This window comes from Aeromonas sp. LsrichE-8G, assembly GCF_022869435.1.
Taxonomy (GTDB): Bacteria; Pseudomonadota; Gammaproteobacteria; order Enterobacterales; family Aeromonadaceae; genus Aeromonas; species Aeromonas caviae.
Genome location: NZ_JALIHH010000031.1, coordinates 1 through 25,673, shown reverse-complemented (window position 1 = coordinate 25,673; position 25,673 = coordinate 1). Strand labels below are relative to the sequence as shown.

General features: G+C 59.5%; 26 protein-coding genes, 1 tRNA gene and 1 riboswitch. Of the genes, 13 read left to right on the top strand and 14 right to left on the bottom strand.

All coding sequences use genetic code 11. The annotated features are described in order from the left end of the window. Positions 1–115: 115 nt before the first annotated feature. The 3 genes from MUW49_RS06620 to aqpZ all read left to right on the top strand — a co-directional run bounded on the left by MUW49_RS06620 (position 116) and on the right by aqpZ (position 2,685). Positions 116–1,006, top strand: coding sequence for a Gfo/Idh/MocA family oxidoreductase (locus tag MUW49_RS06620; RefSeq protein WP_244812557.1), 891 nt, complete (start codon positions 116–118; stop codon positions 1,004–1,006). A 165-nt stretch (positions 1,007–1,171) separates the two neighbouring features. Next, positions 1,172–1,693, top strand: coding sequence for a crossover junction endodeoxyribonuclease RuvC (gene ruvC, locus MUW49_RS06615; RefSeq protein WP_244812555.1), 522 nt, complete (start codon positions 1,172–1,174; stop codon positions 1,691–1,693). Positions 1,694–1,998: 305 nt separating this feature from the next. Then, positions 1,999–2,685 carry an aquaporin Z gene (aqpZ, locus tag MUW49_RS06610; RefSeq protein WP_010673516.1) on the top strand — a complete coding sequence of 229 codons (687 nt, stop codon included), beginning with the start codon at positions 1,999–2,001 and terminating at the stop codon, positions 2,683–2,685. A 105-nt stretch (positions 2,686–2,790) separates the two neighbouring features. On the opposite strand, the gene MUW49_RS06605 is transcribed toward aqpZ, so the two are convergent. Next, positions 2,791–3,531, bottom strand: a complete 741-nt coding sequence (locus MUW49_RS06605; RefSeq protein ID WP_042878789.1) for a lytic transglycosylase domain-containing protein — start codon at positions 3,529–3,531, stop codon at positions 2,791–2,793. Between the two features lie 324 nt (positions 3,532–3,855). Here MUW49_RS06605 and MUW49_RS06600 point away from each other — a divergent pair, with 324 nt between their 5' ends. Next, positions 3,856–4,314: a GNAT family N-acetyltransferase gene (locus tag MUW49_RS06600; RefSeq protein ID WP_029313989.1), complete on the top strand. Its 459-nt coding sequence runs from the start codon at positions 3,856–3,858 to the stop codon at positions 4,312–4,314. Positions 4,315–4,318: 4 nt separating this feature from the next. On the opposite strand, the gene MUW49_RS06595 is transcribed toward MUW49_RS06600, so the two are convergent. Continuing rightward, positions 4,319–4,861: a DUF1439 domain-containing protein gene (locus MUW49_RS06595; protein ID WP_029313991.1), complete on the bottom strand. Its 543-nt coding sequence runs from the start codon at positions 4,859–4,861 to the stop codon at positions 4,319–4,321. Positions 4,862–4,957: 96 nt separating this feature from the next. Here MUW49_RS06595 and cls point away from each other — a divergent pair, with 96 nt between their 5' ends. Continuing rightward, a complete protein-coding gene (gene cls / locus MUW49_RS06590; RefSeq protein ID WP_010673520.1) occupies positions 4,958–6,439 on the top strand; it encodes a cardiolipin synthase in 1,482 nt (493 codons plus the stop codon). 109 nt (positions 6,440–6,548) lie between these two features. After that, the gene (locus MUW49_RS06585; RefSeq protein ID WP_103244466.1) at positions 6,549–7,817 is read left to right on the top strand and encodes a DUF945 family protein; all 1,269 of its coding nucleotides are present in this window, start codon (positions 6,549–6,551) and stop codon (positions 7,815–7,817) included. Positions 7,818–7,875: 58 nt separating this feature from the next. Here MUW49_RS06585 and purU read toward each other — a convergent pair whose 3' ends face one another. Then, complete coding sequence (gene purU, locus MUW49_RS06580; RefSeq protein ID WP_029313992.1) at positions 7,876–8,712, bottom strand: formyltetrahydrofolate deformylase; 837 nt, start codon at positions 8,710–8,712, stop codon at positions 7,876–7,878. 209 nt (positions 8,713–8,921) lie between these two features. After that, a riboswitch (FMN riboswitch) is annotated at positions 8,922–9,079 on the top strand. Positions 9,080–9,183: 104 nt separating this feature from the next. Here purU and ribB point away from each other — a divergent pair. Together ribB and MUW49_RS06570 are read left to right on the top strand one after the other, a co-directional pair. After that, on the top strand, positions 9,184–9,837 hold the full coding sequence (ribB, locus tag MUW49_RS06575; protein WP_010673523.1) for a 3,4-dihydroxy-2-butanone-4-phosphate synthase: 654 nt from the start codon (positions 9,184–9,186) through the stop codon (positions 9,835–9,837). 225 nt (positions 9,838–10,062) lie between these two features. Beyond that, positions 10,063–10,305 carry an Lpp/OprI family alanine-zipper lipoprotein gene (locus tag MUW49_RS06570; RefSeq protein WP_010634682.1) on the top strand — a complete coding sequence of 81 codons (243 nt, stop codon included), beginning with the start codon at positions 10,063–10,065 and terminating at the stop codon, positions 10,303–10,305. Positions 10,306–10,445: 140 nt separating this feature from the next. Here MUW49_RS06570 and MUW49_RS06565 read toward each other — a convergent pair whose 3' ends face one another. Both MUW49_RS06565 and MUW49_RS06560 read right to left on the bottom strand, forming a co-directional pair. Further along, positions 10,446–11,294 (bottom strand): tetratricopeptide repeat protein, encoded by an 849-nt coding sequence (locus MUW49_RS06565; RefSeq protein ID WP_049636693.1) that lies wholly within the window; start codon positions 11,292–11,294, stop codon positions 10,446–10,448. After that, complete coding sequence (locus tag MUW49_RS06560) at positions 11,291–12,013, bottom strand: 4'-phosphopantetheinyl transferase superfamily protein (RefSeq protein ID WP_161469717.1); 723 nt, start codon at positions 12,011–12,013, stop codon at positions 11,291–11,293. Before MUW49_RS06560 ends, MUW49_RS06565 begins: the two co-directional genes overlap by 4 nt. Positions 12,014–12,289: 276 nt before the next feature. Between MUW49_RS06560 and MUW49_RS06555 the strand changes: the two genes are divergently transcribed. From MUW49_RS06555 to MUW49_RS06540, 4 genes are all read left to right on the top strand, one after another. Then, positions 12,290–12,778 (top strand): NlpC/P60 family protein, encoded by a 489-nt coding sequence (locus tag MUW49_RS06555; protein ID WP_010673526.1) that lies wholly within the window; start codon positions 12,290–12,292, stop codon positions 12,776–12,778. 151 nt (positions 12,779–12,929) lie between these two features. Next, positions 12,930–13,877, top strand: coding sequence for a 23S rRNA (adenine(1618)-N(6))-methyltransferase RlmF (gene rlmF, locus MUW49_RS06550; protein WP_161469716.1), 948 nt, complete (start codon positions 12,930–12,932; stop codon positions 13,875–13,877). A gap of 236 nt (positions 13,878–14,113) precedes the next feature. Further along, positions 14,114–14,839 (top strand): MaoC family dehydratase, encoded by a 726-nt coding sequence (locus MUW49_RS06545; RefSeq protein ID WP_010673529.1) that lies wholly within the window; start codon positions 14,114–14,116, stop codon positions 14,837–14,839. A 244-nt stretch (positions 14,840–15,083) separates the two neighbouring features. Then, positions 15,084–16,499, top strand: a complete 1,416-nt coding sequence (locus MUW49_RS06540; RefSeq protein ID WP_244812554.1) for a DASS family sodium-coupled anion symporter — start codon at positions 15,084–15,086, stop codon at positions 16,497–16,499. 116 nt (positions 16,500–16,615) lie between these two features. On the opposite strand, the gene MUW49_RS06535 is transcribed toward MUW49_RS06540, so the two are convergent. After that, positions 16,616–17,602, bottom strand: coding sequence for a DUF481 domain-containing protein (locus MUW49_RS06535; protein ID WP_244812553.1), 987 nt, complete (start codon positions 17,600–17,602; stop codon positions 16,616–16,618). Between the two features lie 39 nt (positions 17,603–17,641). Further along, positions 17,642–18,574, bottom strand: a complete 933-nt coding sequence (locus tag MUW49_RS06530; RefSeq protein WP_244812552.1) for a L,D-transpeptidase family protein — start codon at positions 18,572–18,574, stop codon at positions 17,642–17,644. Between the two features lie 340 nt (positions 18,575–18,914). Between MUW49_RS06530 and MUW49_RS06525 the strand changes: the two genes are divergently transcribed. Next, positions 18,915–19,004: transfer RNA gene (locus MUW49_RS06525), tRNA-Ser, on the top strand. A 904-nt stretch (positions 19,005–19,908) separates the two neighbouring features. Here the strand turns inward: MUW49_RS06525 and MUW49_RS06520 are convergent. The 7 genes from MUW49_RS06520 to MUW49_RS06490 form a co-directional block, all read right to left on the bottom strand. Further along, on the bottom strand, positions 19,909–20,799 hold the full coding sequence (locus MUW49_RS06520) for a hypothetical protein (RefSeq protein ID WP_244812550.1): 891 nt from the start codon (positions 20,797–20,799) through the stop codon (positions 19,909–19,911). Continuing rightward, a complete protein-coding gene (locus tag MUW49_RS06515) occupies positions 20,790–21,197 on the bottom strand; it encodes a hypothetical protein (protein WP_133280067.1) in 408 nt (135 codons plus the stop codon). The genes MUW49_RS06520 and MUW49_RS06515 overlap by 10 nt, the downstream gene beginning before the upstream one ends. Positions 21,198–21,677: 480 nt before the next feature. Then, entirely contained in the window at positions 21,678–24,122 is a 2,445-nt protein-coding gene (locus tag MUW49_RS06510; protein ID WP_244812549.1) for a primase-helicase zinc-binding domain-containing protein, read from the bottom strand. Next, positions 24,119–24,496, bottom strand: a complete 378-nt coding sequence (locus tag MUW49_RS06505) for a hypothetical protein (protein WP_244812547.1) — start codon at positions 24,494–24,496, stop codon at positions 24,119–24,121. Before MUW49_RS06505 ends, MUW49_RS06510 begins: the two co-directional genes overlap by 4 nt. Then, on the bottom strand, positions 24,493–24,846 hold the full coding sequence (locus MUW49_RS06500; RefSeq protein WP_244812545.1) for a hypothetical protein: 354 nt from the start codon (positions 24,844–24,846) through the stop codon (positions 24,493–24,495). Before MUW49_RS06500 ends, MUW49_RS06505 begins: the two co-directional genes overlap by 4 nt. Further along, positions 24,833–24,997, bottom strand: a complete 165-nt coding sequence (locus MUW49_RS06495; RefSeq protein WP_244812543.1) for a hypothetical protein — start codon at positions 24,995–24,997, stop codon at positions 24,833–24,835. The genes MUW49_RS06500 and MUW49_RS06495 overlap by 14 nt, the downstream gene beginning before the upstream one ends. After that, the gene (locus tag MUW49_RS06490; protein WP_244812541.1) at positions 24,994–25,248 is read right to left on the bottom strand and encodes a hypothetical protein; all 255 of its coding nucleotides are present in this window, start codon (positions 25,246–25,248) and stop codon (positions 24,994–24,996) included. Before MUW49_RS06490 ends, MUW49_RS06495 begins: the two co-directional genes overlap by 4 nt. Positions 25,249–25,673: the final 425 nt, after the last annotated feature.

Genomic DNA, 25,673 nt, shown 5'->3' with positions numbered 1-25,673 from the left:
AAGAAGTTGCTTGAGGTACTGGGTTGCATTGATAATAGTCATGGCTTCGGGTGTGTCGGTTTTTTTTTGCGATTAAATCAGATCACAAACGAAGCCTTTTTTCTATCTATTTCAATTGGTTGTAGCTAAAGATCCTGTACATGATCTGCCGCTGCTTGCAAACGACGAGCGAGTCACCCCGCTGCTCTGCACCCGGAGCCCAGCTGTATTGGATAAGCTGGCCCGCCAGTACCGGATCCCCGAGTGCTTTACCGAGGTGGAGGCGTTGCTGGCTAGCCGCCCGGATGCGGTGATGATCCACGCCGCCACCTCGGTGCACTTCGCGTTGGCCGAGCAATGTCTGCGGGCAGGCATCCCCACCTTTGTGGACAAGCCGCTCTGCTTTGATTACGCCGAGGCGGAGGCGCTCGCCAATCTCGCCATCGCCAGGGACTGCCCGCTGTTTGTGGGTTTCAACCGCCGCTATCTGCCCGCCATGGGCGCCGCCCGTGCCCAGCCGCTCACCGAGCTTCACTGGCAGAAGCACAGACACTATCTGCCTGGGGCGCCACGCCAGTTCCTGTTCGACGACTTTATCCATGTGCTCGACAGCCTCTGCTTCTACGGCGGCGTGCCGGACGGGGATCTTCATGCCGTGCTGCGGCGCAGTGCGCAGGAGCCGGACATGCTGGTGAGCGCGAGCGTGGCCTGGCAGAGCGGGCAGGTGGCGGTGAGCGGCAGCATGAACCGCAGCGCCGGCATCACGGAGGAGCGCATCGACGCCTATGGCGACAACCTCTCCCTGCATATCGAGAACTGCACCCGGGGCACGTGCGCGCGGGACAAGGCCGTGCAGACCCTGGCACCGGACGACTGGCAGCCGGTGCTGGCGAGCCGGGGTTTCGTGGCGATGCTCGATCACTGGTATGGGCAGGTTGAGCTGGGTCGGGCCGACGGGGCGTTGATTGAGAGCTATCTGCACGGCCACCGGCTGGCGGAACGACTGGTGGCCCTGGCGGGGGAGTGACCCCGTCGCAACCGGCCGGCATAACTGGCCAGAGAAGCGGCAGACCACTGTACAAGATGGCGCATCCCTGCGCAGTCAGGCGACCTGGGCGCTGCCGCGCGAGCCAAGCGGGGGCGAGTTTGCTATCTTGGCCGCCATGAACAGCCTTCAACACAGCAGAGTCTCATGAGCATTATCTTGGGGATCGACCCCGGCTCCCGGATCACCGGTTACGGGGTCATTCGCATCGTCGCGGGCAAGGCGGAATATCTGGGATCGGGCTGCATCCGCACCGATCTGGGGGAGCTGCCGTCTCGCCTGAAGCAGGTCTATGACGGGGTGAGCGAGATCATTACCCAGTTCAAGCCGGACGAGTTCGCCATAGAGCGGGTCTTTATGGCGCGCAATGCCGATTCGGCTTTGAAGCTGGGTCAGGCTCGCGGCAGCGCCATCGTCGCGGCGGTCAATGCCAGCTTGCCGGTGAGCGAGTACTCGGCGACCCAGATCAAGCAGGCGGTGGTGGGCACCGGCGGCGCGGGCAAGGAGCAGGTGCAGCACATGGTGATGCACCTGCTCAAGCTCTCGGCCACCCCCCAGGCGGATGCGGCGGATGCCCTCGGGGTGGCGCTCTGCCACTTCCATACCCGCCAGAGCCTGATCCGGATGGCGGGCCAGGCCAGCGGTTCGGTGCGCGGACGTTATCGCTGAGCCCGGTGCTCCGCCTTGGCAGAGTGCGAGAGAAGGGTGAGCCAGATACCGGTGCCTGCTGGCAAAAGCGCTGATTGAGTCACGACTTGTCGCACCTCCTCAGGGGACTCCCATGAGAAAGCCCCATGGGGCGGGACTGGTTCTCTCTACCTAATCAACAACTTGTGATTAAGATCACACATTTCCCCCGGTGCGGGCCGGCTTCGCCTTGTGCCGCCACACTCCCATAATATGGCGCCTGTTCAATAACAGTGTCCGTATGAGCCTTTCAGGTTCGCGTGTTAGTCATCATGGGAGAGACAAGAGTGAAACCTTTTGCTGCTGAATTTATGGGAACCTTTTGGCTGGTACTGGGGGGCTGCGGGAGCGCAGTGCTGGCTGCCGCCTTCCCCAATGTGGGGATCGGCCTGCTGGGCGTCGCCCTGGCGTTCGGCCTGACCGTGCTGACCATGGCCTATGCCATCGGTCATATCTCGGGTTGCCACCTGAACCCGGCCGTGACCGTCGGACTCTGGGCTGGTGGTCGCTTCCCGGCCTCCAACGTGCTGCCCTACATCGTGGCCCAGGTGCTTGGCGGGATCGTGGCTGGTGGCGTGCTCTATGTCATTGCCAGCGGACAGGCGGGTTTTGATGTGAGCGCCGGCTTTGCTTCCAACGGCTATGGCGAGCATTCCCCCGGCGGTTACAGCCTGCTGGCCGCCCTGGTGTGTGAAGTGGTGATGACCGGTTTCTTCCTCTTTGTCATCATGGGCGCCACCGACAGCCGTGCACCGGCCGGGTTTGCTCCCATCGCCATCGGCCTGTGCCTGACCCTCATCCACCTCATCAGCATTCCGGTGACCAACACCTCGGTCAACCCGGCGCGCAGCACTGGCGTGGCGCTTTTTGTCGGTGACTGGGCCGTGGGCCAGCTCTGGCTGTTCTGGGTTGCCCCCATTGTCGGTGCCATTCTGGGTGCATTGGCCTATCGTGTGATCGCCACGAAAGAGTGATGTGTTGCTAGTTAACGTGTGGTATCGACACGCCCCCGGGCGTGTTTTTTTATGTCTGAAGGAATACCGGGCAGGGCGCCATGCTGACGATAGGGTGCGGCATGATCACAGTCCCTTGGCGCTCAGCATCTCTTTGTAGCGCTGATGCAGCAGCTTGACCCGTTCCACATAGGCCCGGGTTTCGGCATAGGGCGGTATGCCGCCGTGTTTTTGCACCGCACCGGCGCCTGCATTGTAGGCGGCGGTGGCCAGGGCCACATTGCCGTCATACTGCTTGAGCAGACCCGCCAGGTATTTCACACCGCCAAAGATGTTCTGCTCCGCCAGCAGGGCGTTGCCGACCCCGAGCTCGCGCGCCGTGGCGGGCATCAGCTGGGTCAGTCCCATGGCGCCCTTGCGGGAGACGGCCAGAGGATTGAAAGCGGACTCGGCATGGATAAGTGCCCGGATGAGGGCTGGCTCGACCTGATAAGCCTTGGCTGCCGCCTGTATGGTGCTGGCGTAGTCATAGAGGAAGAGGCCTGTTGTGCGCCAGTTGACCTTGGACGCCGGATCGCAGGCATAGCAGTCGTTGAACAGCAGCAGTTCGTAGTGACCCTGCTCCGGCATCATGTCGGAATAGCGTATGACCCCGTTCTTTTGTACCGACTTGTAGACCTGGATCTGACGGCTTGCAGGCTTAGCGGGTTCAGGGGAGGGGAGCGGCGCCGGGGTGAGCGCCACGGTACGCGGCGTGGGAACCGGGGAGGAGACTGCCGTCTCCGGGGTCAGGATCACCACCTCGGCCGGCGGCGGTATCTGAGCCGGGGCTGCGTGGGAAAACAGCGGCATCATGCCCAGCAACATCCATGCTTTCAACGGCTTGCTCCTTAAGCCTCGTTAGGCACGTTGAGTAAAGCATTCGGGATGGCGCAGAACAAGTGCCCGTGAACAGGGGAGGCTGGAAATGTGATGGCAGAGGGACGTCCCACCTGAGTGCTCACTCAGGACAAGGGGCGCGGCTCATGGCGTCAAGGGGCGGATGATCGCAACCTCGTCTTTTCCATCGAGTTATTGGCTTTTTTGTAAGTTAAAGGCGTGTTATCTTTCTGTTGCTCCACTCTGGTCTGATCTCTTCGTGGAGCCAGCGAGCGAGCAGGAGAGGGCCGGTATGGCCAGAGCGAAATGGGCATGACAAGCAGGCGAGCGATGGAGCTCAGATTCGAAGAGTACTGTGATGCGGATCTTTCCCTCATCAGAGACTATTACGAGACGACGTTTTCCCACTATGTGCCGGATTTGGCAGAACGGATTTTTGTGGTCCGTGACGCGCACTGGCTGGTGGGGGCTGTGCGCCTGCGCGATGAACAGGATTATTACCACTTGTGCGGCTTTCGTCTGCTCCCTCACTACCAGTCCCTGGGGCTGGGATCCCGCTTGTTGCAGCATGCCTGCCGCGATCTTTCCGACAAGCCCGTGATCTGTCACGCCCTGCCGTTCGAGAAACCCTTCTACCTCAAGGCGGGATTTGACCACCTTCCCCTGCATGAACTCGACGGGCCCCTCCACTCTCTCTATCACCAGCAGCACGAACAGGGTTACCAGATCGAGCTGCTGGTGCGTCAGGCGAAGGCGCCTGTTTTCAACTGACGTCTTATTGGGGTTTGGTCAGCAGGTGGATCTTGCCTGGTGACAGCTCCAGCCCCAGCAGATTTTCCTTGAGCCAGGCCTGATTGGGATCTTTGTCATCCAGCTTGTAGACAGGCTGGGTCTCCAGCCGTTTCTCCATGCTCTGCAGCAGCATCCTCAGCATGAAACCAAACTTCTGTTCCGCCGCGGCAGGCTCCAGCTTGTAATCGATGAGCTTCATGTTGTCGAGGAAGAGCGCACTCCTGGCCTTGTCGTAGCGGGGCCTCGCCTCATAGGTCATGTTGAGGCGCGCGTCGTACTCGGTCTGATCCGGGAGCGCGATTTTCAGCTTGCCTTTGCCAAACACCCTGGCGGTATCCGGGCTCTGGCGACCAATCTGCACATCGCTCTGCTCGAGTTGCACATGGGCCTTGATGATGCCGGGCAATTCCAGCTGTTTGTCCACTTGCACCTGGGACTGCAGGTACTGATTTATCTGCTGCTCATTGATGTCATATGAGCCTTGACCTAGCATGGCCAGACTCAGCAGCATAGATTGCAGGATCATGCTAACGACCTGATAGAATGGGTGTGCCCCATAGCATACCATCCCGACCCTGTGGGGTCTGCCCGTGCCATCTGTCCAATACACCAAGGAGTCGCCTTGCTCGACGGTCTGGAATACGACATTCAGTTGCTGTTTTCCCGCTTTCTCGGCTGGTTGTTGCTGTTGTTTCACACCGTGATCGTGGCAGGGATCTCCCTGCGGGTGGTGATGAAGCGACGTCCCATCGGGGTATCCCTCGCCTGGTTGGCCCTCATCTATGCCATCCCCTTCGCCGGGGTCGGTTTCTACGTGCTGTTTGGCGAGATACGCCTCGGTCGCAAGCGGGCGGAGCGGGCCCAGGCCATGTACCGTCCTTACGCCATCTGGATCCGCCAGCTCGCGCGCCTCTTCCCCCAGCACTGCTGCGAGGTGGGCAGCAAGGCACGCCCGCTCCACGATCTGATCCAGGGGCGCTTGGCCATGCCCATGCTCTCGGGCAACCGGATGACCCTGCTGCACAAGCCCAAGAGCATCGTAGAGGAGATAGTGCGCGACATCCGGGGCTCCTCCCAATCCTGTTATCTGGAGTTCTACATCTGGCACCCCGGCGGGGATGTGGACGAGGTGTGCGAGGCGTTGATGGAGGTGGCGGCACGCGGCGTGGATTGTCGTGTCTTGCTCGACTCCATCGGCAGCAAGACCTTCTTCCGCTCCTCCTGGCCCAAAACCTTGCGTGCCGCTGGTGTCAAAGTCGTGGAAGTGTTGCCGGTCGGCGCCTGGCGAATCCCCTTCCAGCGTCAGGACTTGCGCATGCACCGCAAGCTGGTGGTGATCGATGACAAGGTTGGTTACACCGGCTCCATGAACATGGTGGATCCCCGTTTCTTCAAGCAGGATGCCGGGGTCGGCCAATGGGTCGACATCATGATCCGGGTGCAGGGCCCCGTGGTGCCGTTGATGTGGTCCACCTTCGTCTGGGACTGGGAGATGGAGACCGGCGAACGGCTGCTCGACAGTCTGCAACATGAGCCGGAAGCCTGGCCACAGACCAACTATCGGGCCCAGCTCATTCCCTCCGGCCCCTTCGTCGGCGGTGACTGCATCCAGCAGAGCCTGCTGCTCGCCATCTACCAGGCTCGTCATCATCTGGTGCTGACCACCCCCTATTTCGTGCCGGACGATCCGCTGGCTGCGGCCCTCTCTTCGGCGGCGGCCCGCGGCGTGCTGGTGCAGTTAGTTCTGCCTGCGCGCAACGACTCCCTGATGGCCAACCACGCCAGCAACTCCTTCATGGAGGATCTGCTGGCGGCAGGAGTGGAGATATACCGCTATGATGCCGGACTGCTGCACACCAAGAGCGTGCTGGTGGACGATGATTTCGCCCTGGTGGGCACGGTCAACCTCGACCGGCGCAGTCTCTGGCTCAATTTCGAGATCACCCTGCTCATCGACAACCCGGTGTTTGTCGCCGAGATGAACCAGCTGGTGCAGGGCTACATGCTGGAGGCGACCCCCATGTCACTGACCAGGTGGCGTGCCCGCCCCTGGTACAAAAAATTGCTTGAGAACATCTTCTACCTGTTCAGCCCCCTGCTGTGACAGCCAGAGCGTGGAACCCAAGCCGTTGTCTGGCTTGTGTTGATGCCCATCCTCCCCGTAGAGTGCGCCCATGCACCCGCCATTGAACCATTGTGGAGAAACAGAACTGATGAAGAAAAAAGTGGCCTTGGCCGTCGGAGCCGTGTTGGTGGTGGGAGGGCTTGGCGCCTGCTGGTACACGGGCAATACGTTCGACCGGATCCTGGCCGAGCAGATCGCCAGGGCGCAGCAGGAGAGCGGAATCGAAGTCACCTGGAGCCCGGAGACGGAGAATCTGTTTACCCGCGACGGCGTGCTCAAGGTGGTGGTGCCGCCCCAGACGCTGGCGAGTTTTGATCCCCAGCTGGCGGGAAGCGAACCCATCGAGATGCAGTTCGCGTTCAACAGCCGCCTGTTGCCGCTCTATATCAAGAGTCACCTCCAGCTTGATACCGCACAGGGCACGCTGGCGCCCATCCTGACCTCTCTGGGGATGCAGCAGTGGCAACTGGGGGCCGAATCGGCGAGCAGCCTCTGGACCATGAGCAACAGTTCCCGCTTCTGGGTGAGTGACTTCAAGGTCAAGGAGGGGCTCAACGAGTTCACCTTCCTGCCCTTGAACGGCGACTATCGCGGGGATCTCGACGGCAATGGCCATCTCACCGCCCACTGGTTGGGGATGACGGTCCACGATGCCCAGAGCAAGACAGATCTGGCTTTGGCGGATCTCAAGGGCAGTGCCGACATGGCCGAGATCAGCGGGCTCTGGCTCTCTCCCCGCAGCGATGCGACCCTCACGGCCTTCTCCCTGACCCAGCCGGGGAACGTCAAGATCACGCTGGAGGGGCTGACCACGGCCACCGAGCTGGCGGGGGACGATCTTCAGACGCTCTCCACTCGCTATCAGATGAAGGTGGCGACCCTCAACATGGAGAGCGAGGAAGACCGGCTCGCGCTGACCCAGGGAAATCTGGATCTCTCCCTCAAGGGGCTGGATCTCGAGGGGTATCAGACGCTGCAAGAGGCCAGCAGCAAACGGGTGGACGAAGCGGCCATCCAGGAAGCGCTGGACAAGATGCTCCAGAGAGGGGCCACACTGGAACTGGCGGATCTGAGTGCGCGATTGAACGGTGAGCTTGTCAGCCTGCAAGGGGAGGCCAAGCTGGCGCCCACCACCCTGGCACAGTTGATGGGCAGCGAGGAGGGGATGCAGGCACTCTCCGGTCTGCTGCATGCCCACCTTGGGGAGAAGCTGGGCCAGGCCGTACCCCAGTTGGCCCCCATGCTGGAGCAATTCACTGCCATGGGATATCTGAAGGCGCAGGAGTCACAGCTTCAGGCCGAGCTCAAGCTCGACAAAGGGGCCGTGACCGTCAATGGTCTGCCGCTGCACCCGTGAGTGCCGCGCAATGAAAAAGGCTCCCTCGGGAGCCTTTTTTCTGGGGGCGCGCAGCCGCTTATTTGAACACGACGGTCTTGTTGCCGTAGACGAAGACCCGCTCGTTCAGCACCAGTTCCAGCGCCCGGCTCAGCACGGATTTCTCCACGTCGCGTCCGGCCTTGGCCATGTCATCGGCACTGAAGGTGTGATCGACGTGGATCACGTCCTGCTCGACGATGGGGCCTTCATCCAGATCGTCGGTGACGAAGTGGGCGGTGGCACCAATCAGCTTGACCCCGCGGTCGAAGGCCTGACGATAGGGGCGGGCACCGATGAAGGCAGGCAGGAAGGAGTGGTGGATATTGATGATCTTGCGCGGATAGGCTTCCACGAAGCTTGGGGTCAGCACACGCATGTATTTGGCCAGGATGACGTAATCCGGCTGGTAGCCATCAATGAGCGTGCGCACTTGCTCCTCATGCTCGGTGCGGCTGAGATCCTCGTGGCTCACGCAGTGGAAGGGGATGTCGAACTTGCCGGTCAGCTCGGCGAGGGTGTCGTAGTTGCCGATGACCGCGACGATGTCCATGTCCAGGGCGCCGGCATAGTTTTTCATCAGGATGTCGCCGAGGCAGTGAGTCTCCTTGGTCACCAGGATGACGATGCGCTTCTTGCCCGCTTTGACGAGACGACGCTGGGCGCCGGCAGGCAGGGCATCATCGAGGTCGGCCAGCAGGGTCTCGTCGTTGAAGCGCCCTTCCAGCTCGGTGCGCATGAAGAAGCGGCCGTTTTCGTGATCCACGAACTCGTCGTTCTTGTTGATGTTGAGCTGGTGCTTGTAGCAGATGTTGGTGATCTTGGCGATGAGACCCTTGGCATCGGGGCAATCGGTCAGCAGTATTTTCTTTTCCATCTCTGTCATGATTCCGTTTGTGATGTTGGCACCCGGTCTGCGCGGGCGCGCGCGTTTTTGCTGGCACTATGCCACAAACGAAATCAGAAAGGACAGCGCGCCGTGTATCGGGTGGTGCTCGCGCGAAAATTGCCGTGCAGCCAGCTCCCGGTTTGTCTTTGATGGGTTTTTGGCTGGCGTCCTGCGTCTTTTTTCTTTAGGCTGTCTGCGCTTATTCTCAGGGCGGGGCGAAATTCCCCACCGGCGGTATCCCGATGTGACTCGGGGAGCCCGCGAGCGCCCGACCCGGCATTCATCCGGGACGGGGTCAGCAGATCCGGTGAGATGCCGGAGCCGACGGTCATAGTCCGGATGAAAGAGGATAAGACAGATATTGCTGGCCAGACCCTGCCGGGTTGGCCGCCGCATGGCTACTTCTGTCTGCCTTTCCATGCCCTGATTCTGGTCCTTGTCTTTTTTAGGAGTCTTACCATGAATCAGTCTCTACTCAGTGAATTCGGTGATCCCATTGCTCGCGTCGAAGCCGCGCTGGCCGCCCTGCGTGCCGGTCAGGGTGTGCTGGTGGCCGATGATGAAGATCGCGAGAACGAAGGCGATCTCATCTTTGCCGCAGAAACCATGACCAACGAGCAGATGGCCATGATGATCCGCGAGTGCTCCGGCATCGTCTGCCTCTGTCTGACCGACGAGCGGGTTCGCCAGCTCGAGCTACCGATGATGGTGGAGGCCAACTCCAGCCACTATCAGACTGCCTTCACCGTGACCATCGAAGCGGCGCAGGGGGTGACTACCGGGGTGTCCGCTGCCGATCGCATCACCACCATCCGCGCGGCCATTGCCGACGGAGCCCGGCCCTCCGATCTGCATCGACCCGGCCATGTCTTCCCGCTGCGCGCCCGTACGGGTGGGGTACTGACCCGCCGTGGTCACACCGAAGCGACCGTCGATCTGATGCAGCTCGCCGGGCTCAAACCTTACGGAGTTTTGTGCGAGTTGACCAAGGAAGATGGCTCCATGGCCAGGTTGCCGGACCTGGTGGCCTTCGGTCGCCAGCACCGGATGCCGGTCCTGACCATCGAAGATCTGGTGCAATATCGTCAATTGCTGTCAGAACGTTCAGCCTGAGCCTCATACGAAATTGTAATAAGCCCAAATTTTGGTTACGCTTTGTGCGAACCTCATCCAGGGACACTCATTTTTGCTTAAAGTTTGTACGGAAAGTGTGCAACTAAAAAAAAATGAGGGTTTTAACGCATTTATCTGTGATGAGGCCTATCCAAACTATGATTTTTTTGTGCCATAATCACGCCGCTTGCTAAACGTCTGGCGAGTTAAAGGGAGCTTTTAAAAATGAAAAAAATGTTGTTGGTAGGTGTTGTTGGTCTGTCCGCTCTGCTGGGCGGTTGTGCAAACACCAGCGAACTGGAAACTTCCGTTCAGAATCTGTCTAACAAAGTTGACCAACTGGCTCAAGATGTTAGCGCTGTTCGTGCTGATCAGTCCAAGATCGCTGCTGATGTTGCAGAAGCCAAGCAAGAAGCTATGCGTGCTAACCAGCGCATCGACAACATGGCTACTTCCTACAAGAAGTAATCCATGCGAAAAAATGGCGCATTTCAATGCGCCATTTTTTTTTGCCTGAAATTCATCAAATTACCGCGTTTCCCCGCTGAAACCCGCCTGACAAGGCAATGCCGACGAATCGGCATCCCCTCTTCTGATTTTCCTGTCGCTCAATAGAGCAGGCTGTAGAGCTTGCGACGATAACTCTGCGCCGCCGGGTGCGCGCCCATGGTTGCCAGCACATCGAGATAGATCTTCTTGGCATCGCCAAAGGCGAGATCACGTTTGAGGATGGTGAACAACAGAGCCAACGCCTCCTCTTGTCGACCAACCTGGCTGTAAAGCACCGCCAGCTCCTGAGCGAGGGCATGGTCATCCGGCTGTTCAGCGTGGCGCAGCTCCAGGGCGCGCAGCTCAGGACTGTCGCTGGCCTGCAGCGCCAGCGAGAGGCGGGAGCTCAGGGTCTGGTAATGGTCATCCTGTGCCACCATGGGGATGGTCGAAAGCAGGCTCTGCGCCTCGTCAAGGAGATTGAGATCCAGCGAGGCCTGTATCAGCCAGAGCGTGATGTCGTGACGCTCGGGGGCGAGGCGATGGGCCTGGCCAAGATGGGTGTGCGCCACATCGGCTTGCCCGTTCTCCAGCGCCTGCTTTGCCTGATCGAGCAGCAACTCCTCCTCTTTGGGGGCAAAGGCGGCGAAATACTGGCGCAATGTGGCTTCATCCTGCGGCCCTTCCAGAATGGCCTGTTCATCCGGGCGCCCCTGATGGAACAGCACCAGCGCGGGCAGTGCGCGCAGGGCAAGCTGGCTGGCCAGAGGCTGCAACTGGGGGTCGTTCATGTCGACTTTGGCCAGGGTCACCGCCGCATTGGCCGGGCCGACCAGCGCTTCCACTTGCGGGGTCATGGCTTGGCACTCCGGCATCTGGGGCGCGTGGAAATAGATGACGACCGGCTTTTTCATGGACGCATCGAGCAATTCTGCGTGGAAGTTCTGGGGAGTGATGTCGACGATCATGAGGCTGACTCTCGAAAAATGGTGTGGATCAACATGGGGTCCAGCGGGATGGAATTCAAGCGCGCATCCAGCAGATGGGCATCGACCCGGCGAGTCGGGGCAGCCAGGCTGAGCCATCCGCTGCCCGCGGGCCAGTCGCGGATTTCATAGTGGCGATTGTCGAGATGATTTTTGAGCTGCCATGCCTGCTCCGGAAGGAAGCAGATCTTGTCGAGTCCGGCGGAAATACCGTCGCCATGCGCCTTGAGCACAGCTTCCTTGCGAGACCATAGCCGATAGAAGGCCGAATGTTGCTCCTCTCGGGGCCGGGCGCTCAACCATTGGTATTCGCTTGGCGCATAGAAGCGTTTGGCCAGCGGCAGTATGGGGCGGTGACGCACTCCCATCTCGATGTCCACCCCGAGGGGGCCCTCCTCACAGAGGGCGATCACCAGCCACTCTCCGCTGTGGCTGAGGTTGAACTGCCAGCGATGACTGAGCAGTGTCGGTTTGCCATGCGCACCGATACCAAAAGTCAGGGCATCGGCCCGGCAATGGAGTCGCTCGGCCAGCAGGCGGCGCAGCAGCACCCGGCCGAGCAGGTACTCATGCTGGCGACCCGCCTGGTGGATCTCGTGCCAGTGACGGCGTTCATCCGGGGCGAGTTCGGATGCCAGTCTGATCACCAGGTCTGCATCAACGCTTGCCGTATTTAACAAATAGAGATCCGCAGATAGCATAATATTTCACTTAAAAATGGGGGTGAAATAGCGATAACAGTCCGTTTGATGCGCTCAAAACCGATGCTTTCAAGATTGTATATTGTTTGGGCATGATCACATAAATTGCGCTAAACAGAGCATTTCCTTGCAAAAATGTGAGGTCGATTGGGATTTTCGCTTGCCTCGATAGAATTCTTGGATATAGTCGGGTGCTGTTGCCTTATAAATTGCCCTTTCGGGCTGCATTTTAACAAGTTTCACTCTTTTTGCGGGGATAAAGGATTGCGCCACCTGATGCTACTGCTGGTCGCGCTCGGAATGGTGGGTTGTGCATCGGCACCCCAACCCGAGGTCGCGAGCAAGATCGAGGTTTCCATGATGGAACCCGTGATTGAACCCGAAGTTTCACCAACCCCTGACGTCAACGAAATCCTGACCGTATACAAAGAGTGGCGTGGTACCCCCTATCGTTATGGCGGTACCACAGAACGAGGTATCGATTGCTCGGCGTTTACCCGTGAAGTGTTCCGCAATGCCATCGGCATCGAATTGCCCCGCGATACCCGCTCCCAGGTCCACGAAGGCTCTCGCGTCTCCAAGCAGGATCTGGTCGAGGGGGACCTGGTCTTCTTCAAGATCAACCCGCGTCTGAACCATGTCGGCATCTATGTCGGCAACGGTGAATTCATCCATGTCTCCTTCCGTGCCGGCGTCACGCGCTCCAAGCTCGACAATGTGTATTGGCGCAACAAGTTCTGGCAGGCACGCCGGATCGATATCTGAGTCAGGCTGGACAAACGGCTCGCAGTACGGACTGTTTTTCCAACCTCACTTGAACCGGGCCCTCAGGGCCCGGTTTTTTTATGACCCTCGTTTAGACTTTCCTTGGTCGACTCTCTATAGTGTGGCCCCCTTGATCCTCGGCAGGTCCAGCATGACACCCCAGCAGAAAACCGGATTGCACCCGCGCAATCGCCATCAGGCACCCTACGACTTCGACGCGCTCTGCCAGCGTACCCCGGCGTTGACGCCTTTCGTGTTCACCAACGAGCACGGCACCCGAACCCTGGATTTCGCCGATCCGGCCGCCGTCAAGACGCTCAACCGGGCATTGCTGGCACTGCACTATGGCATTGCGCATTGGGATCTGCCCCCCGGCTATCTCTGCCCGCCCATTCCGGGCCGGGTAGACTACCTGCATCGAGCCGCGGATCTGCTGGCCGAGAGCGCGGGATGCGTACCGACGGGCAAGCAGGTTCGAGTGCTGGATGTCGGTGTCGGGGCCAACTGCATCTATCCCTTGCTGGGCGCCCGGGAGTATGGCTGGCGCTTCGTGGGCTCAGACATCGATCCTGTGTCGGTGAAGGCGGCGACCCTGCTGGCCACCAGCAATGGATTGGGCAACCAGATCACATGCCGTCATCAGGGTAACCCCAAGCATGTCTTTCGCGGGATCCTGGGGCCGAAGGAGCACTTTGCCCTGACTCTGTGCAACCCGCCGTTTCATGCTTCTCTGGCGGAAGCGAGCAAGGGGACGGAGCGCAAGCTGCGCAACCTGGGAAAGGGCCAGGCAGTGGCCGGGGCGCCCGTGCTCAATTTCGGCGGTCAGAAGGCCGAGCTCTGGTGCGAGGGGGGCGAGGCGGCGTTTCTGGCGGCCATGATAGAGCAGAGCAAGGAGTTTGCCAGCCAATGCCTCTGGTTCAGCTCGCTGGTGTCGAAAAAGGAAAATCTGCCTGCCGCACGAAAGGTGCTGGCTCGGGTGGGGGCGCGGGAGGTTCGCGTGCTCGACATGGCGCAAGGCAACAAGGTGAGCCGGATCCTCGCCTGGAGTTTCCTGGACGATGGGCAGCGCAAGAGCTGGTGGACCGCCCAGGGGAGATGATCGAGGACGGGGCTCAGTGGCGACACGGGCCCTGTCTCTTTTTCAGCTCAGATGTTGATTCGTTTGCAGCCTTACATTCAATCGTTTTCCTGCCCGTGTTTGCTCGCATGTTAGTGACCACTTTCGCGCCTGGTACTGGTGTACGCCGAGATTTTTTTGTACTTGCTGATGAAACTTTCATAAAATAGGACTGGTTAGACCTCTTTACAGGCTTTGAATCGAATAGGGATCGGTAAATGAAAGTTGTCGATTTTCTGAAGCACAAGCGCGAAATTCTGGCGCAACACCCCTTTGAGCTCAAGGATTGGCTCTCTCCGGCGATCCGCGACTACTGGCGTGAGTTTCAGCAAAAGGCACACCTTCACCCCTTGCTGGGAAGAGTGCTGGATCTGCAGGGGGAGTCCCAGGATGCCCGCCAGCAAGAGGCTGCCAGAGTCACCCAGGTAGCGAATGGCCAGCCTGCCCTGGCGCAGGATCCCGTGGTGGAGCTCGAAGGCGAAGCGGCGGCACTCTATGCCGAGTTGCAGACCCGCATCGGTGAAGAGACCCATGTGGGCGAGTGGTTGCAGGTCACCCAGGCGTTGATCAACCAGTTCGCGACCGTGACCGGCGATCATCAGTGGATCCACACCGATCCCGAGCGTGCGGCAGCCGAGTCTCCCTTCAAGACCACCATTGCCCACGGCTTCCTGACTCTGGCCCTGCTGCCCCAGTTGACCGGTTCGGTGGACGAGAGCACGCCGGAGTTCCCGACAGCTCGCATGGTGGTGAATTTCGGCCTGGAGCAGGTCCGCTTCCCTTACCCCATCAAGGTGGACAGCAATATCCGCGCCCGTACCAAGCTGTCGCGTGTCACGCCCATCAAGGGGGGCATCGAGCTCCTCAAGGAAATCAAGATAGAGATCGAGGGGATCCGCCGCCCGGGTTGCGTCATCGAGTCGGTGACCCGCATCTACTTCTGAGCCCCCTCATCGGCATGAATGGTGAAACGGGCCCGCTGTCGTGTGCAACGAACAGCGGGCCCGTTTTTTGCCTGTTTGTTGCAAGGGGTGAGGCGTCAGCCATAGCGCGCCGACCCCAGCTTGATATGACTCACAAAACGGTGCGCCGTGCAGTTAGCCAGCTCTCATTTTGGCGAGTTGGCCGCGTGAGGCGATAGCATGTTATGCCACTATTGGCTTCTTACTCCCGATCCTGGAGACAATAGTGCCCATCAATAACAAGATTATTCTGCCACTGCTGCTGAGCTTCGCCATCCTGCTGATCCCGACCCACTGGATCCCGCTGGAGGGGATCACCGTCATCGAGCAGCGGGTCGTGGCCATTTTCGTGCTGGCCGCCCTCTGCTGGATCCTGGAGCCCATCCCTATCTTTGCTACCTCGGTGCTGATCATCGTGCTGGAGCTGCTGCTGCTCTCCGACAAGGGGCTCTGGTTCATGACTGCCGACAAGGCTGAACCGGGGTTTGGTGAGCTGCTCAAGTCCACTGAGGTGATGGCGACCTTTGCCTCGCCGGTTATCATGCTGTTTCTCGGTGGTTTTTTCCTCGCCATTGCGGCGACCAAGTACCATCTGGACGTCAATCTGGCGCGGGTGCTGCTGCGCCCGTTCGGTCAGGATCCCCGGATCGTCATGCTGGGGCTGATGCTGATCACCGCCACCTTCTCCATGTTTATGAGCAATACCGCCACCACCGCCATGATGCTGGCCATCCTTACCCCGGTGCTGGCGGCGTTTCCCGACAAGGACCCGGCCAAAATAGGTTTTGTGCTGGCTATTCCGCTGGCGGCCAACCTCGGCGGGATCGGCACTCCCATCGGCACTCCGCCCAACGCTGTGGCTCTCAAATACCTGACCGGCGAGCATGCCATCTCGTTCGGTCAGTGGATGGGATTTGCGGTGCCCTTTGTGGTATTGCTGTTGCTGCTTGGCTGGTTTCTGCTGGGGCGCTTCTTCCCGAGCACCCTCAAGCGGATGGATCTCAAGATTGAGGGGCGCTTTATGCAGACCCCTCGCGCCTGGGTGGTCTACCTCACCTTTATCACCACCATAGTGCTCTGGCTACTGGGGGATCTGCATGGCATGAGCTCCTACGTGGTCGCCATGATCCCGGTGGCGGTGTTCCTGACCACCGGCATCATCACCAAGGACGATCTGCACAAGATCTCCCTCGATGTGCTTTGGCTGGTCTCGGGCGGTATCGCGCTGGGGCTGGCGCTGGAGGACTCCGGGTTGGCCGAGCGGCTCATCACCCATATTCCGTTCCACGAATACTCCACGCTGGCGGTGCTGATCGGCGCCTGCCTGCTGGCAGTGGTGATGGCCAACTTTATGTCCAACACCGCGACCGCCAATCTGTTGCTGCCACTGGTGGCGGCGCTGGCGGTCAGCATGCCGGAGCTGGCCGAGTGGGGCGGCAGCCACACCCTGATCCTGGCGGTCACCATTTCGGTTTCGCTCGGGATGTCTTTGCCTATCAGTACCCCGCCCAATGCGCTGGCCCACGCCACCGGTCTGGTGGAGAGTCACCAGATGGTGCGCATCGGTGTCATCATGGGGTTGGTCGGCACACTGCTGGCGATGGTATGGATCTACCAGATTGCCGCTTGGGGACTGATCTGAGCGTACGGCCGGTTTCTCATCTGTTGCCTGCTCCATCATCGGAGAAGTGCCATGGCAGGTGATGACCAAAACAGAAAGAGGAGCCAACTTGGCTCCTCTTTCTGTTTGCAGTTGACTCAGAAACTGGCGCCCAGATTGAGCAGGTGCCTGAATTCGGTCTCTTTGTACTTTTGCTCGAGACCGACGAAATGGACTTCGCCATCTTCCCACTCCATCTCGCTCGACCAGGAGAGGCGCAGGTGGTCGTTGAAGTAGTAGCGCAAGCCCACGCTGCCGGTCACATCTCGATTCAGAGTGATATAGGGTGAGGGTTGATCCAGATAGAGCAGATAGCGCCCCTGACTGAACAGCTCCAGTTTTTCCCGCCATATCGGGATGGGTTGGCGATAATCCCAGTTCATGCTGGCAAAGGGGTAGTCGATGATCCGGTTGCCTTTGAAGAGCAACCCAATCCCGCTCTCTTCTCTGAAGTAGGCCTTGCGCAGACCCCCTTGCGCTACGAACTCCAGCCGACGGCGCTTTTCGTTCCAGAAGCGGTAACCCGGCCCGGTACCATAGTCGAGGCTGAGGTAGTTGCTTTCCAGCATGTCATATTCGGCATTGAGCGAGCTGCGCACAAACCACTGCTGATCGAAAAAGTAGTCAATGGTCGGGTTCAGTTTGTAGTCGTGGTTATCGGTGACGCTGTCAGACGTTTCGTAGGAGTACTCTCCGGAGAAGCTGTAGCGCCAGTCCAGATTGGCCAACTCGGTCTTGCCCTTGAAGTTGACGTTGTTGGTGTGCTTGTCCTTGTGTTTGAGCTTGATGTTGAGATCGCCACTACCGGTCCAGAGCCAGGCCTTGCGTTCATCCTGCTCATCCTTGAACAGGGTGAATCCACCTTTGGCGGTCGCCTTGGGTTTATCCTGATGCTCTAGTCGCCAGCGCTTGATGGCATCCCGCTTGACGGTAACGGCACCGGTATAGGGCAAAGAGATGCGTACCGACTCATCGCCAATCTCTTCGATGGTACCGGTCAGACGATCGCCATTGTTCATCCAGAGAATGTCCTTGGCCCACAAGGAGTGAGAGGCCAACAGGAGTAGGAGGGGCAGGTATTTCATGAGGTAAGGTGACTCCGGTGCGACTCGGGCGCTGCTGACTTAACCACTGACAAGCTGGCTGCTGATGGGGCGGGGCAGGCCATTTTTGTTCTCCAGCGCCGCCGTCACCTCATCCTGCATCACGTCTGGTGCGCTGATAAAGCTCTCTATGGCCGGTGATAGCACCAGCGGGGCGCCATTTTCAAGCTCCTCTTCGGTGCGGGAGAGCGGGGAGTGCACCTCCAGCCAGCGGCGACCATCCGGCTCGATAGCCACCTTGACCGGTTGGTTGATGACCCGCACCGGCGTGCCAATCGGCACAATCTTGAACAGGGCCTCGATATCGTCAGGTCGCAGCCGGATGCAGCCAGCGCTTACCCGCAGACCGACGCCAAAATCCTTGTTGGTGCCGTGGATCAGGTAGTCACGCTTGCCGTAACCAAGGCGCATGGCGAACTTGCCGAGGGGATTCTCCGGGCCGGGAGACACCACGGCGGGCAGGGTGATCCCTTTTTGTTCCAGCCAGGATTTGCGCACCATGGGGCCGGGTACCCAGGTCGGGTTGGGATTCTTCTCGATGACGGTGGTGGTCATCTCCGGAGTCTCACGGCCGATATCGCCAATTCCGATGGGCAGCACGATGACCTCGCTCTTCCCTTTGGGGAAGTAGTAGAGACGCAGTTCGGGCAGGTTGATGACGATGCCTTCTCGCGGCACGTCGGGCAGCAGCATCTGGGTCGGCAGAGTGAGCCGGGTGCCCGGGGTGGGCAGATAGGGGTCTACGCCGGGATTGGCTTCGAGCAGTGCCAGAAAGCCTGTCCGGGTATGCTTGCCGACCAGTTCCAGATGATCGCCAGGCTGTACGATGTAATCTTCCAGGGCGCCGATGAGACGGCTGTCCGCTGGCGGCAGGGGATAGGTGTTGGACCAGACAGGTGCGGCCCAGAGGCTGGCGGCGGCCAGCAGCAGTGAGACGATACGAGTGTTGAGCATGGTTGTTCCTATCGGCTGGGGCGAGGGACGGGTTCCCTTCCAAAAAATGAGCAGAGATTGTCAACGAATCCCGCGGGGATTACCAGTCCGGCACCATGACTGCCGGGAGGGCGGTGGCGAGCGCGTCACAGGGTGTCCCTGGCCCATCAGGCTCGCCGTATTCATCCGCCCGGAACCGGGTACAGGGTGGAGACAGTGAGCGAGGAGGCGCTGCCGGGTGAAAGTCACTGGCGTTGGGAGGGGCGGGATCGCCGGATGGCGGTTTTATCGCCAGTCGTCTGATCTGCAACGAGATTTACATTGATTTCCCGGCTAGGGTTGGGTCAATATGAGTGCCCGTGGAGAGATGCCGGAGTGGCCGAACGGGATTGACTCGAAATCAATTGTGGCAGCAATGCCACCCAGGGTTCGAATCCCTGTCTCTCCGCCACATATACCCCTCAAGCCCGCGCCAGTCGCGGGCTTGTCTTTCTTGGTGTGTGCTGGCCCATACTTCAGCCCATACTTTGGCGCTTGTGAGGGCTCGCATAGGGTCGCCATCCGTGAAGCGTCGGCCAATGTCACAGCCTTTTTTTCGTTCCTTGGCCTGACTCGGCTTGGCGTTCTAGCCGTTGTTGTTCGCTCCTGGCCTTCTTCCCCTGTCCTTTGTGTTTCTCGCCTTGCGCAGATTGCGCAGTTTTGCGCAGTTCGGATTGCGCACTTTGCGCAGTTCCCTAACCAGCTCAATCCGCCGCAATCCCTTGTGCTGCTTAGGCTGCCAGCTAATGAGCAACCGTTTTGCGCAGCTCGCAGTTGGTATTCGTTTTTGGATGAATTGCGCAGTTTGCGCAGTGGAGAGATCAACAAGATGCCTGCCAGAAGGGAAGGGTTCACCTGGTAGGCGTCTGTCCTGCTCACTTGGCTGGCTGAATGGTCTGGGTGTCGCTGGGGAGCTGTATCACGATTTACTTGATGCAGGTTTGAGCCCGTTCGCCTGCTCGCGCTCTGGTGCCGTGCGGTGGGTAGCTGCGTGGTCATTTCGACCATACAGGCGTTGGGCCTGCTCGTTCATCTTGGCGGCTGGTTGTGGGCTGGCAGGTTTGCCGGATAGGGTGCGGGTTTTGCGGCCAGTGCTGGCGGTGGTGGGCTGGCAGGTTTGCCGATTTGGGTGCGGAGTTGCTGTCATGGTTGCCCGGACACTGTCCGAGAAACCGTGACACATGATCGGTTAATACCGGGATCCCGGTATCGCCATGCGAAGGGCTGTACCTTCCCCATTTTTGGGAAAGGTTCCCTGTTTTGGGGAATGTCTCGCGGGTCGGATAGCCATCAACTCCACCACCAACCGTGTCGGGCTACCCAATCAGGTTATCTAGGATCCGCTCTGCCTCGGGGGCGTCGTCCCGCTCACTGCCCATCAGGTAGCGCAGGGTTGCCCGCGCCTCTTCCCTGTTTCTCGGTCGCAGTTCAGCCAGCAGACCAAACACAAACCAGTCTCGGGCGTGTGCCTCTATGCTGTTTTCATAATAACCCTGGGTGTCGCACGCATTGCGCAGCCGGTACAGCTCGTTCCAATAGGCCAGCTCATGAAGGCAGTCGCTCAGGGTGTGTGGCATCAGTTCCGGCACAGCCTTGAACCGCCCCGCGACCTGTTCAGGCGGCAGTTGCCAACTGTCCCGCTCCAGCCCCCTCAGTACCTCCTGGCAGAACGCCTCCGCCTGGGTGTCGTCCCACAGCGCATCCCCGAACCGTCCGATGGCCTCAGCCTCATTGGCCCGCCTTGTGATGGCTCGTTCGGCCAGCCCGTCGAGGTTGGCAAAGCCGATGCTGCCAAGGCCCGCGAGCATGTGACCCGCCTTAGCCACCAGCCATTTGCTGTAACGCTGCTCCAGCTCGCCGGGCGGGGTGGTGATCCGCCCTGCCGCCTCCTTGGCCTGGGCAATGCGTACCGGGTCGCCCGTCCCTATCACTTGACGTAGCCAAAGCAAGGAGTCGATTTCCATATCCCCGGTCACCACTTCTTGCGGCGGCAGCTCTTGAACCGCTGGCAGCGTCTCTCCGCTGCTTTGTAGTGGAGGCAGGGTGAACATGGCCCGTTGCCTCGGGTTATCGGTGAAGAGGCCCGACCGGCTGACGATGGCTTTCACCGTTCCCAAAGAGAGCCCAGCCAGAGAAGCCACCTCGCTCAGTGAATGTTTGCGGCGCAGGGTGATCACCTGCTCCCGTTGTTCGTTGGTCAGTCGCATTGTGCCCCCTCAGCGTTCAGGTTGCCCCACAGCTCAAACGCCTTTGTCAGCCACTCCTTTAGCTTGCCATTGCGCACATCATCGGTGGTGGCCTCAATCACATGCCATCCCATCAGTAGCGCCTCATTCATCTTGTGTCGGTCGTTTATGAAGCCCTCGGCACTGACATGATGCCCGCCAGAGTGAACCCCGCCGTGGATCTCAACGGCAATCATCTGGGTGGGCCAAGCATGATCAAAGCGCCATCGTCTGACCGGGTGGAATACCAGCTCGTTCACGCATGAGGGGAACGCGCTCATAACCTCGGCGGTGGCCGCTGCCAGTTCGGCGGTCTGCGCTCTCACTCGTTTGTTGTGGATCTCTATTTTGGCCTCGGCCCGCTCTTTGTCGGTGGACATAAGGGCAATACTGCAAGGAAACATGGCAACCCCCTGTTGCGCTAGTTAAGGTATTACATTTACGAAACAATTCATGGCGCTTTCACTGGTGTACCCCCCCCGGTGAAAAGTTTTAGTGGGTTATTGTCTACCTCTCTACCCAAACAGTGAAACCCAGTAACAGCAAGGCTTTGAGCGGGTAGACAGTGCCTTTTGATTCTCTACCCACTCCCTACCTAATCACCCTGCTCTCTCCCCCTTTATTGATGACAACTCATCCGACCACTAACAAAGATGAAACAACGCAAAAAGGTAGACTAGGTAGACTGTGGGTAGAGAGTAAATAATTACTGTCTACCCCTCTCTATCCCTTATGTAGCAAGGCTTTGAGGCCATTGGGTAGACAGGGTAGAGAGACTTTTCAAAAAGTCCTACGTATAGGGGGAGCCGATAAAGGAAAGGTGCCATATTGGCACCTGCTGGGGGTCGTTCTGGCTGGCATCATTCCTCGATATGGACAGCTTGAGGCATGAACACTTCTGTGGCCTCGGTGGGTGTTGCATTAGTTTGGGCATACCCCTTCACTTTGCGCGTGATGTACTCCCGCCCGAATTCTTTGGTGGCGCTCTTTACCGCCTGGCTGAATTTCTGGACAGACAGCGGGCGACCCAGTCCGTGATAGTCCAAGTAGGCCAGATACAGGTGATAGAGGTAACGCCGGGGCTCCTGTTTCACGCTGGGGTTGCCGCCCATGAATAGCCCCTCCGGTTTGTCCATGAAGGTCAGCATGGCGCACAGGTCGATCACCGGATCTGTCGCCCGCTTGATGGCTAAAGCGTCATCAGAGCAGCGTTGCTCCAACAATCGGATGCGGGCTCGCTCCGGGTCGGCGAAGAGGGTCAGCAAGTGGCGGATCACCACTGGCAGCTCTGCGGCTATCTTCTCCCCCAGTAGCGGATCTTTGTCAGCCTCTGTCACCACTTGGTTAAAGGTGAAAATCACCCTTCGGCGTGATACCCCACCATTACGCTCGGTGATCACCATCGGCTCATTATTGGTCGCCAGCACAACAGCCTGGATGACAGCGGCAAACTGTTTCTCATACTTGCCATCAATTTCAACCATATCCCCGCCAGTGATCGCCTTGATACCACTGCCATCGCCGATGTACTTGGGTTGGTCTGGCAGCAGGATGAGCCGCTTATCCACAAACTGAGCGCGGCCCCTAGCGTAATCCAAAGCGGCCATATTGCCGGAACCTGTATTGCGCGGCCCACCTGCCAACATCGCGGCGATATTGGCAAACACGCTCTTACCGCTGCCACCCTCGCCCGTCACTTCAAGGAACAACTGCCAGTCATAGCGGTTTGCCAGAACCATAAACAGGGCGGCCTTGATGCGCTCCATCTTGCCAGCATCTCCCTCTGCGGCGTGGTTAAGCCACTTGGTAAAGCTGGGTGCGTGGTGCTCGATACATTCACCATGGAGTGGCTGGGCATAGTTGATTCCATTGTGATTCAGCAGGCCATCGGATGGCGAGTGTGGCCGGAATCGGCGGGCGGCCATGTCATAGACCCCATTGGCAAATCCGATCAGGTCGGCGGCAGGCTGCCCTAGCGCCGGGATCATTAGCTTCATGGTTGAGACGGCAGCACCGACACCCTTGTCACTGAACGGGGCGCTATGCTCGGTGAAGATGGCCGCCATCTCGCGGCGCAGCTCAGTATCTGTCAGCGGCTCCCACAGGCTGCCGCTGTAGTGGTAGACCCGTTCCGCCTCCATATTGATAGCCACCTCACCCAGCCGCTCGATCAGCAGGGCCGCCCGTTGGCTGGCGCTCATTTTGTCGATCATTGGTGCTGGCGACTCATGTTCTGGTTGGAGCGGGATCACTTCGGCCAGCCAGGGAGCCCCTTCCCTCTGGTGGGCGTCTTGGTCTTGTTGGGTGATTTCGCCTTGCATGATGGCTCTCTTGGTCTCTTCAAGCCCATGGGCCTGGTGATAGTCGTTCCAATCTCCTGAAAACTCAGGCGGTAGCGCCACCAGCCCGCCTATAGCAACGGCGGCTTGCTCGGATTTGGCCTTGCCGGGGTTGCCCTGGGTGCCCTCGTCATTGTCGCCACAGAGCAGGATCCGCGCCTCTGGGTGCTGGCGGCGGGCAATCTGGGCCACGGCGTGAAGGTTCCCGGCATCCATCGCGCAATACACGGTCGCCCCGATAGCTAGGTGAACAGATAGCCCGGTTGCGTACCCCTCCACCACGGCCACCAACGCCCCGCCCTCGATACGGTGATAGGCCCCGGCCTTCTGCCCGCCAGCCAGATAACGCTTGCTGCCATCAGCCCGGATAAGTTGAACGTTCACCAGAGCGCCCCCCTCGTCGGTCAGCGCGACCACCAGCGACCCGGCATGGAAGTTCTCGCCCCCCTCGCGGATCAGGGTTCGATTCACTGCGCTCAGGTGCGAACCAAAGCCCTTACGCTCAAGATAGGGGCTCTCCCCCTGCCCGGTGTCCGCCATGATGTCAGCGGCGCGTCTGGCGGCCTTCTGGCGCTGTTGCTCGGCTCGCTGGCGCTCCTGCTCGGTCTTGGCCTGTTGCTGGCGCTGGATGCGCTCCCGCTCGGCAGGGTCGAGACCACCGGCAGACAAGCCCACCAGCGGGGCCAGCAGCTCGGCGGCCTCCTTGGTGCTCTTGCCAGTTACCCGCACGAGCAGATCCAGCCCATCACCGTTGCCGCACTGGTTGCAAATCCACGTGCCGCGCCCGCCCTTGTCATCGAGCCGGAACCGGTCTTTGCCACCACAGGCAGGGCAGGGGCCATGCTTGCCACGGCGTGGGATGTCGATACCGACAGCAGCGAGCAGATCGGGCCAGTGACCAACGGCGGCGGCGACCACATCACTAACAAGGCGGGGGCTCATTGCCCCCGGTGTTGTTGCTTTCATGCTCGGTAATCCTCCATCCGTAGCAGTTGCGCCGATGGGGGCGGCGGATTGGTGGCCTCGGCCTTTGCCTGATAAACCTGATCGGCCAGCCAAAAGAGCAGAGCCTCAATGAACCTCACCCCGAAGTTGCTTAGGCCGTCCCCATCCCTTGCTAGCATCGCCTGCAACATGAGGGTGGCCGTGTGTGCGTCGTCGTCCTCTCCACAGACAAACACTGTGATAGCGGCGGGGAATGCTGGTGTGTTCAGTCGCAACACCTCCCCGCGATCCCGGAAGGTTTCCCGAAAAGCGGCGCGGTAGCGATCTGCCACACGCTGGGCAAGCTCGGCCACCGTCATTTCGATGGCCCCTTTCTGCGTCGTTGTCTTGCTCATTGCAGTGACTCCCTATGCTCTCTCGCCAGCTCATCCATGGGGTCTCTGCCCTCATCCAGCATCTGCCGCACATCGGCACAAAAGGCACGGTTCATTTCGTCCAGCACCAGACTACCCAGCGGCGTTAACTCATCGCCAGCCAACATATGGCGCAGCATCAGCAAAGCGTCATCCCGCCCCTGTTTGCCGCCAGCGTGCTCCAGGTGAGCGCCCACGATTTGGTTGTGGATCGCCATGGTCAGCACCTCCTGATCCAGCGGCAGTTGAACTCCCAGATGGTTGAACGTGTTACCACGCACCGCCAGATAGGCCCGCGCCACCGCCTTCACCATCGTATTAATCTCGGTCATGGCAACCCCCTGTTGCATTGCGCTCGCCTGATTGTTTCTGGGCCTTGGTCACCCGCTTGAAAAGTTCCCGCAGTACCGCTGGGCGCAGTGGATTGCGTGACAACTCGCGCCACATCCGGCCATTCAGGGTATTGATCAGTCGTTCGCTCATAGGCCACCCCCAGTCAATGCCGCCACCAGCGCATCGAATGACCTGTCATCCAATCCGGCTTTCAGTTCGCGGGCCTGCTTGGCAGTGACGGCAACGGCTGCCCCCTTGGTCTGCTCAATGAAGCGATCCCGATCACGCCGCCAGCTAAACGCGCTCAGGCTGCCAGCCTGTGAACGCTTGCCGCTGTGCGGATTGACGGGGCCAACAAAGGCGGGCTCGCTGCCGTGCGCAGCCCATGCGAAGTAGATCATTGCAATGCCTCCCGGCGGATACCCGCCTCGAAGCGCAGGGCATCAAGCAAAGCGATGTATTGTGTGCGCCCCACGGGGTCTAGGTCGGTTTTCTCTAAGGCGTTGCCAAGCTGCTCGAGAAGTGCCTCCAAGCGGGATGGGGCAACCTCCTTAACTTCAACCCTGACTTGGATAGTCGGCCTGTCGTCTTGATTGATCGGGCTTGGCTGCTCCCTCATCAGGCGGTCGGCGGTCTCCTCGGCTGTCCCTTGCGCCCAAGCGATTAGGCTCCAAACCAAATCATACCAATCAGATTAAAGATGTGATCTAATTGCTCTATTCTGGTTTCACTGTACTCAGTATGTCCGATCCAATCGATTTCTTGGCCCTCGCCAAGGCAGAAACCAACGCCAGGAAACGCATGCGATTCCTGGCGTTAGCACACT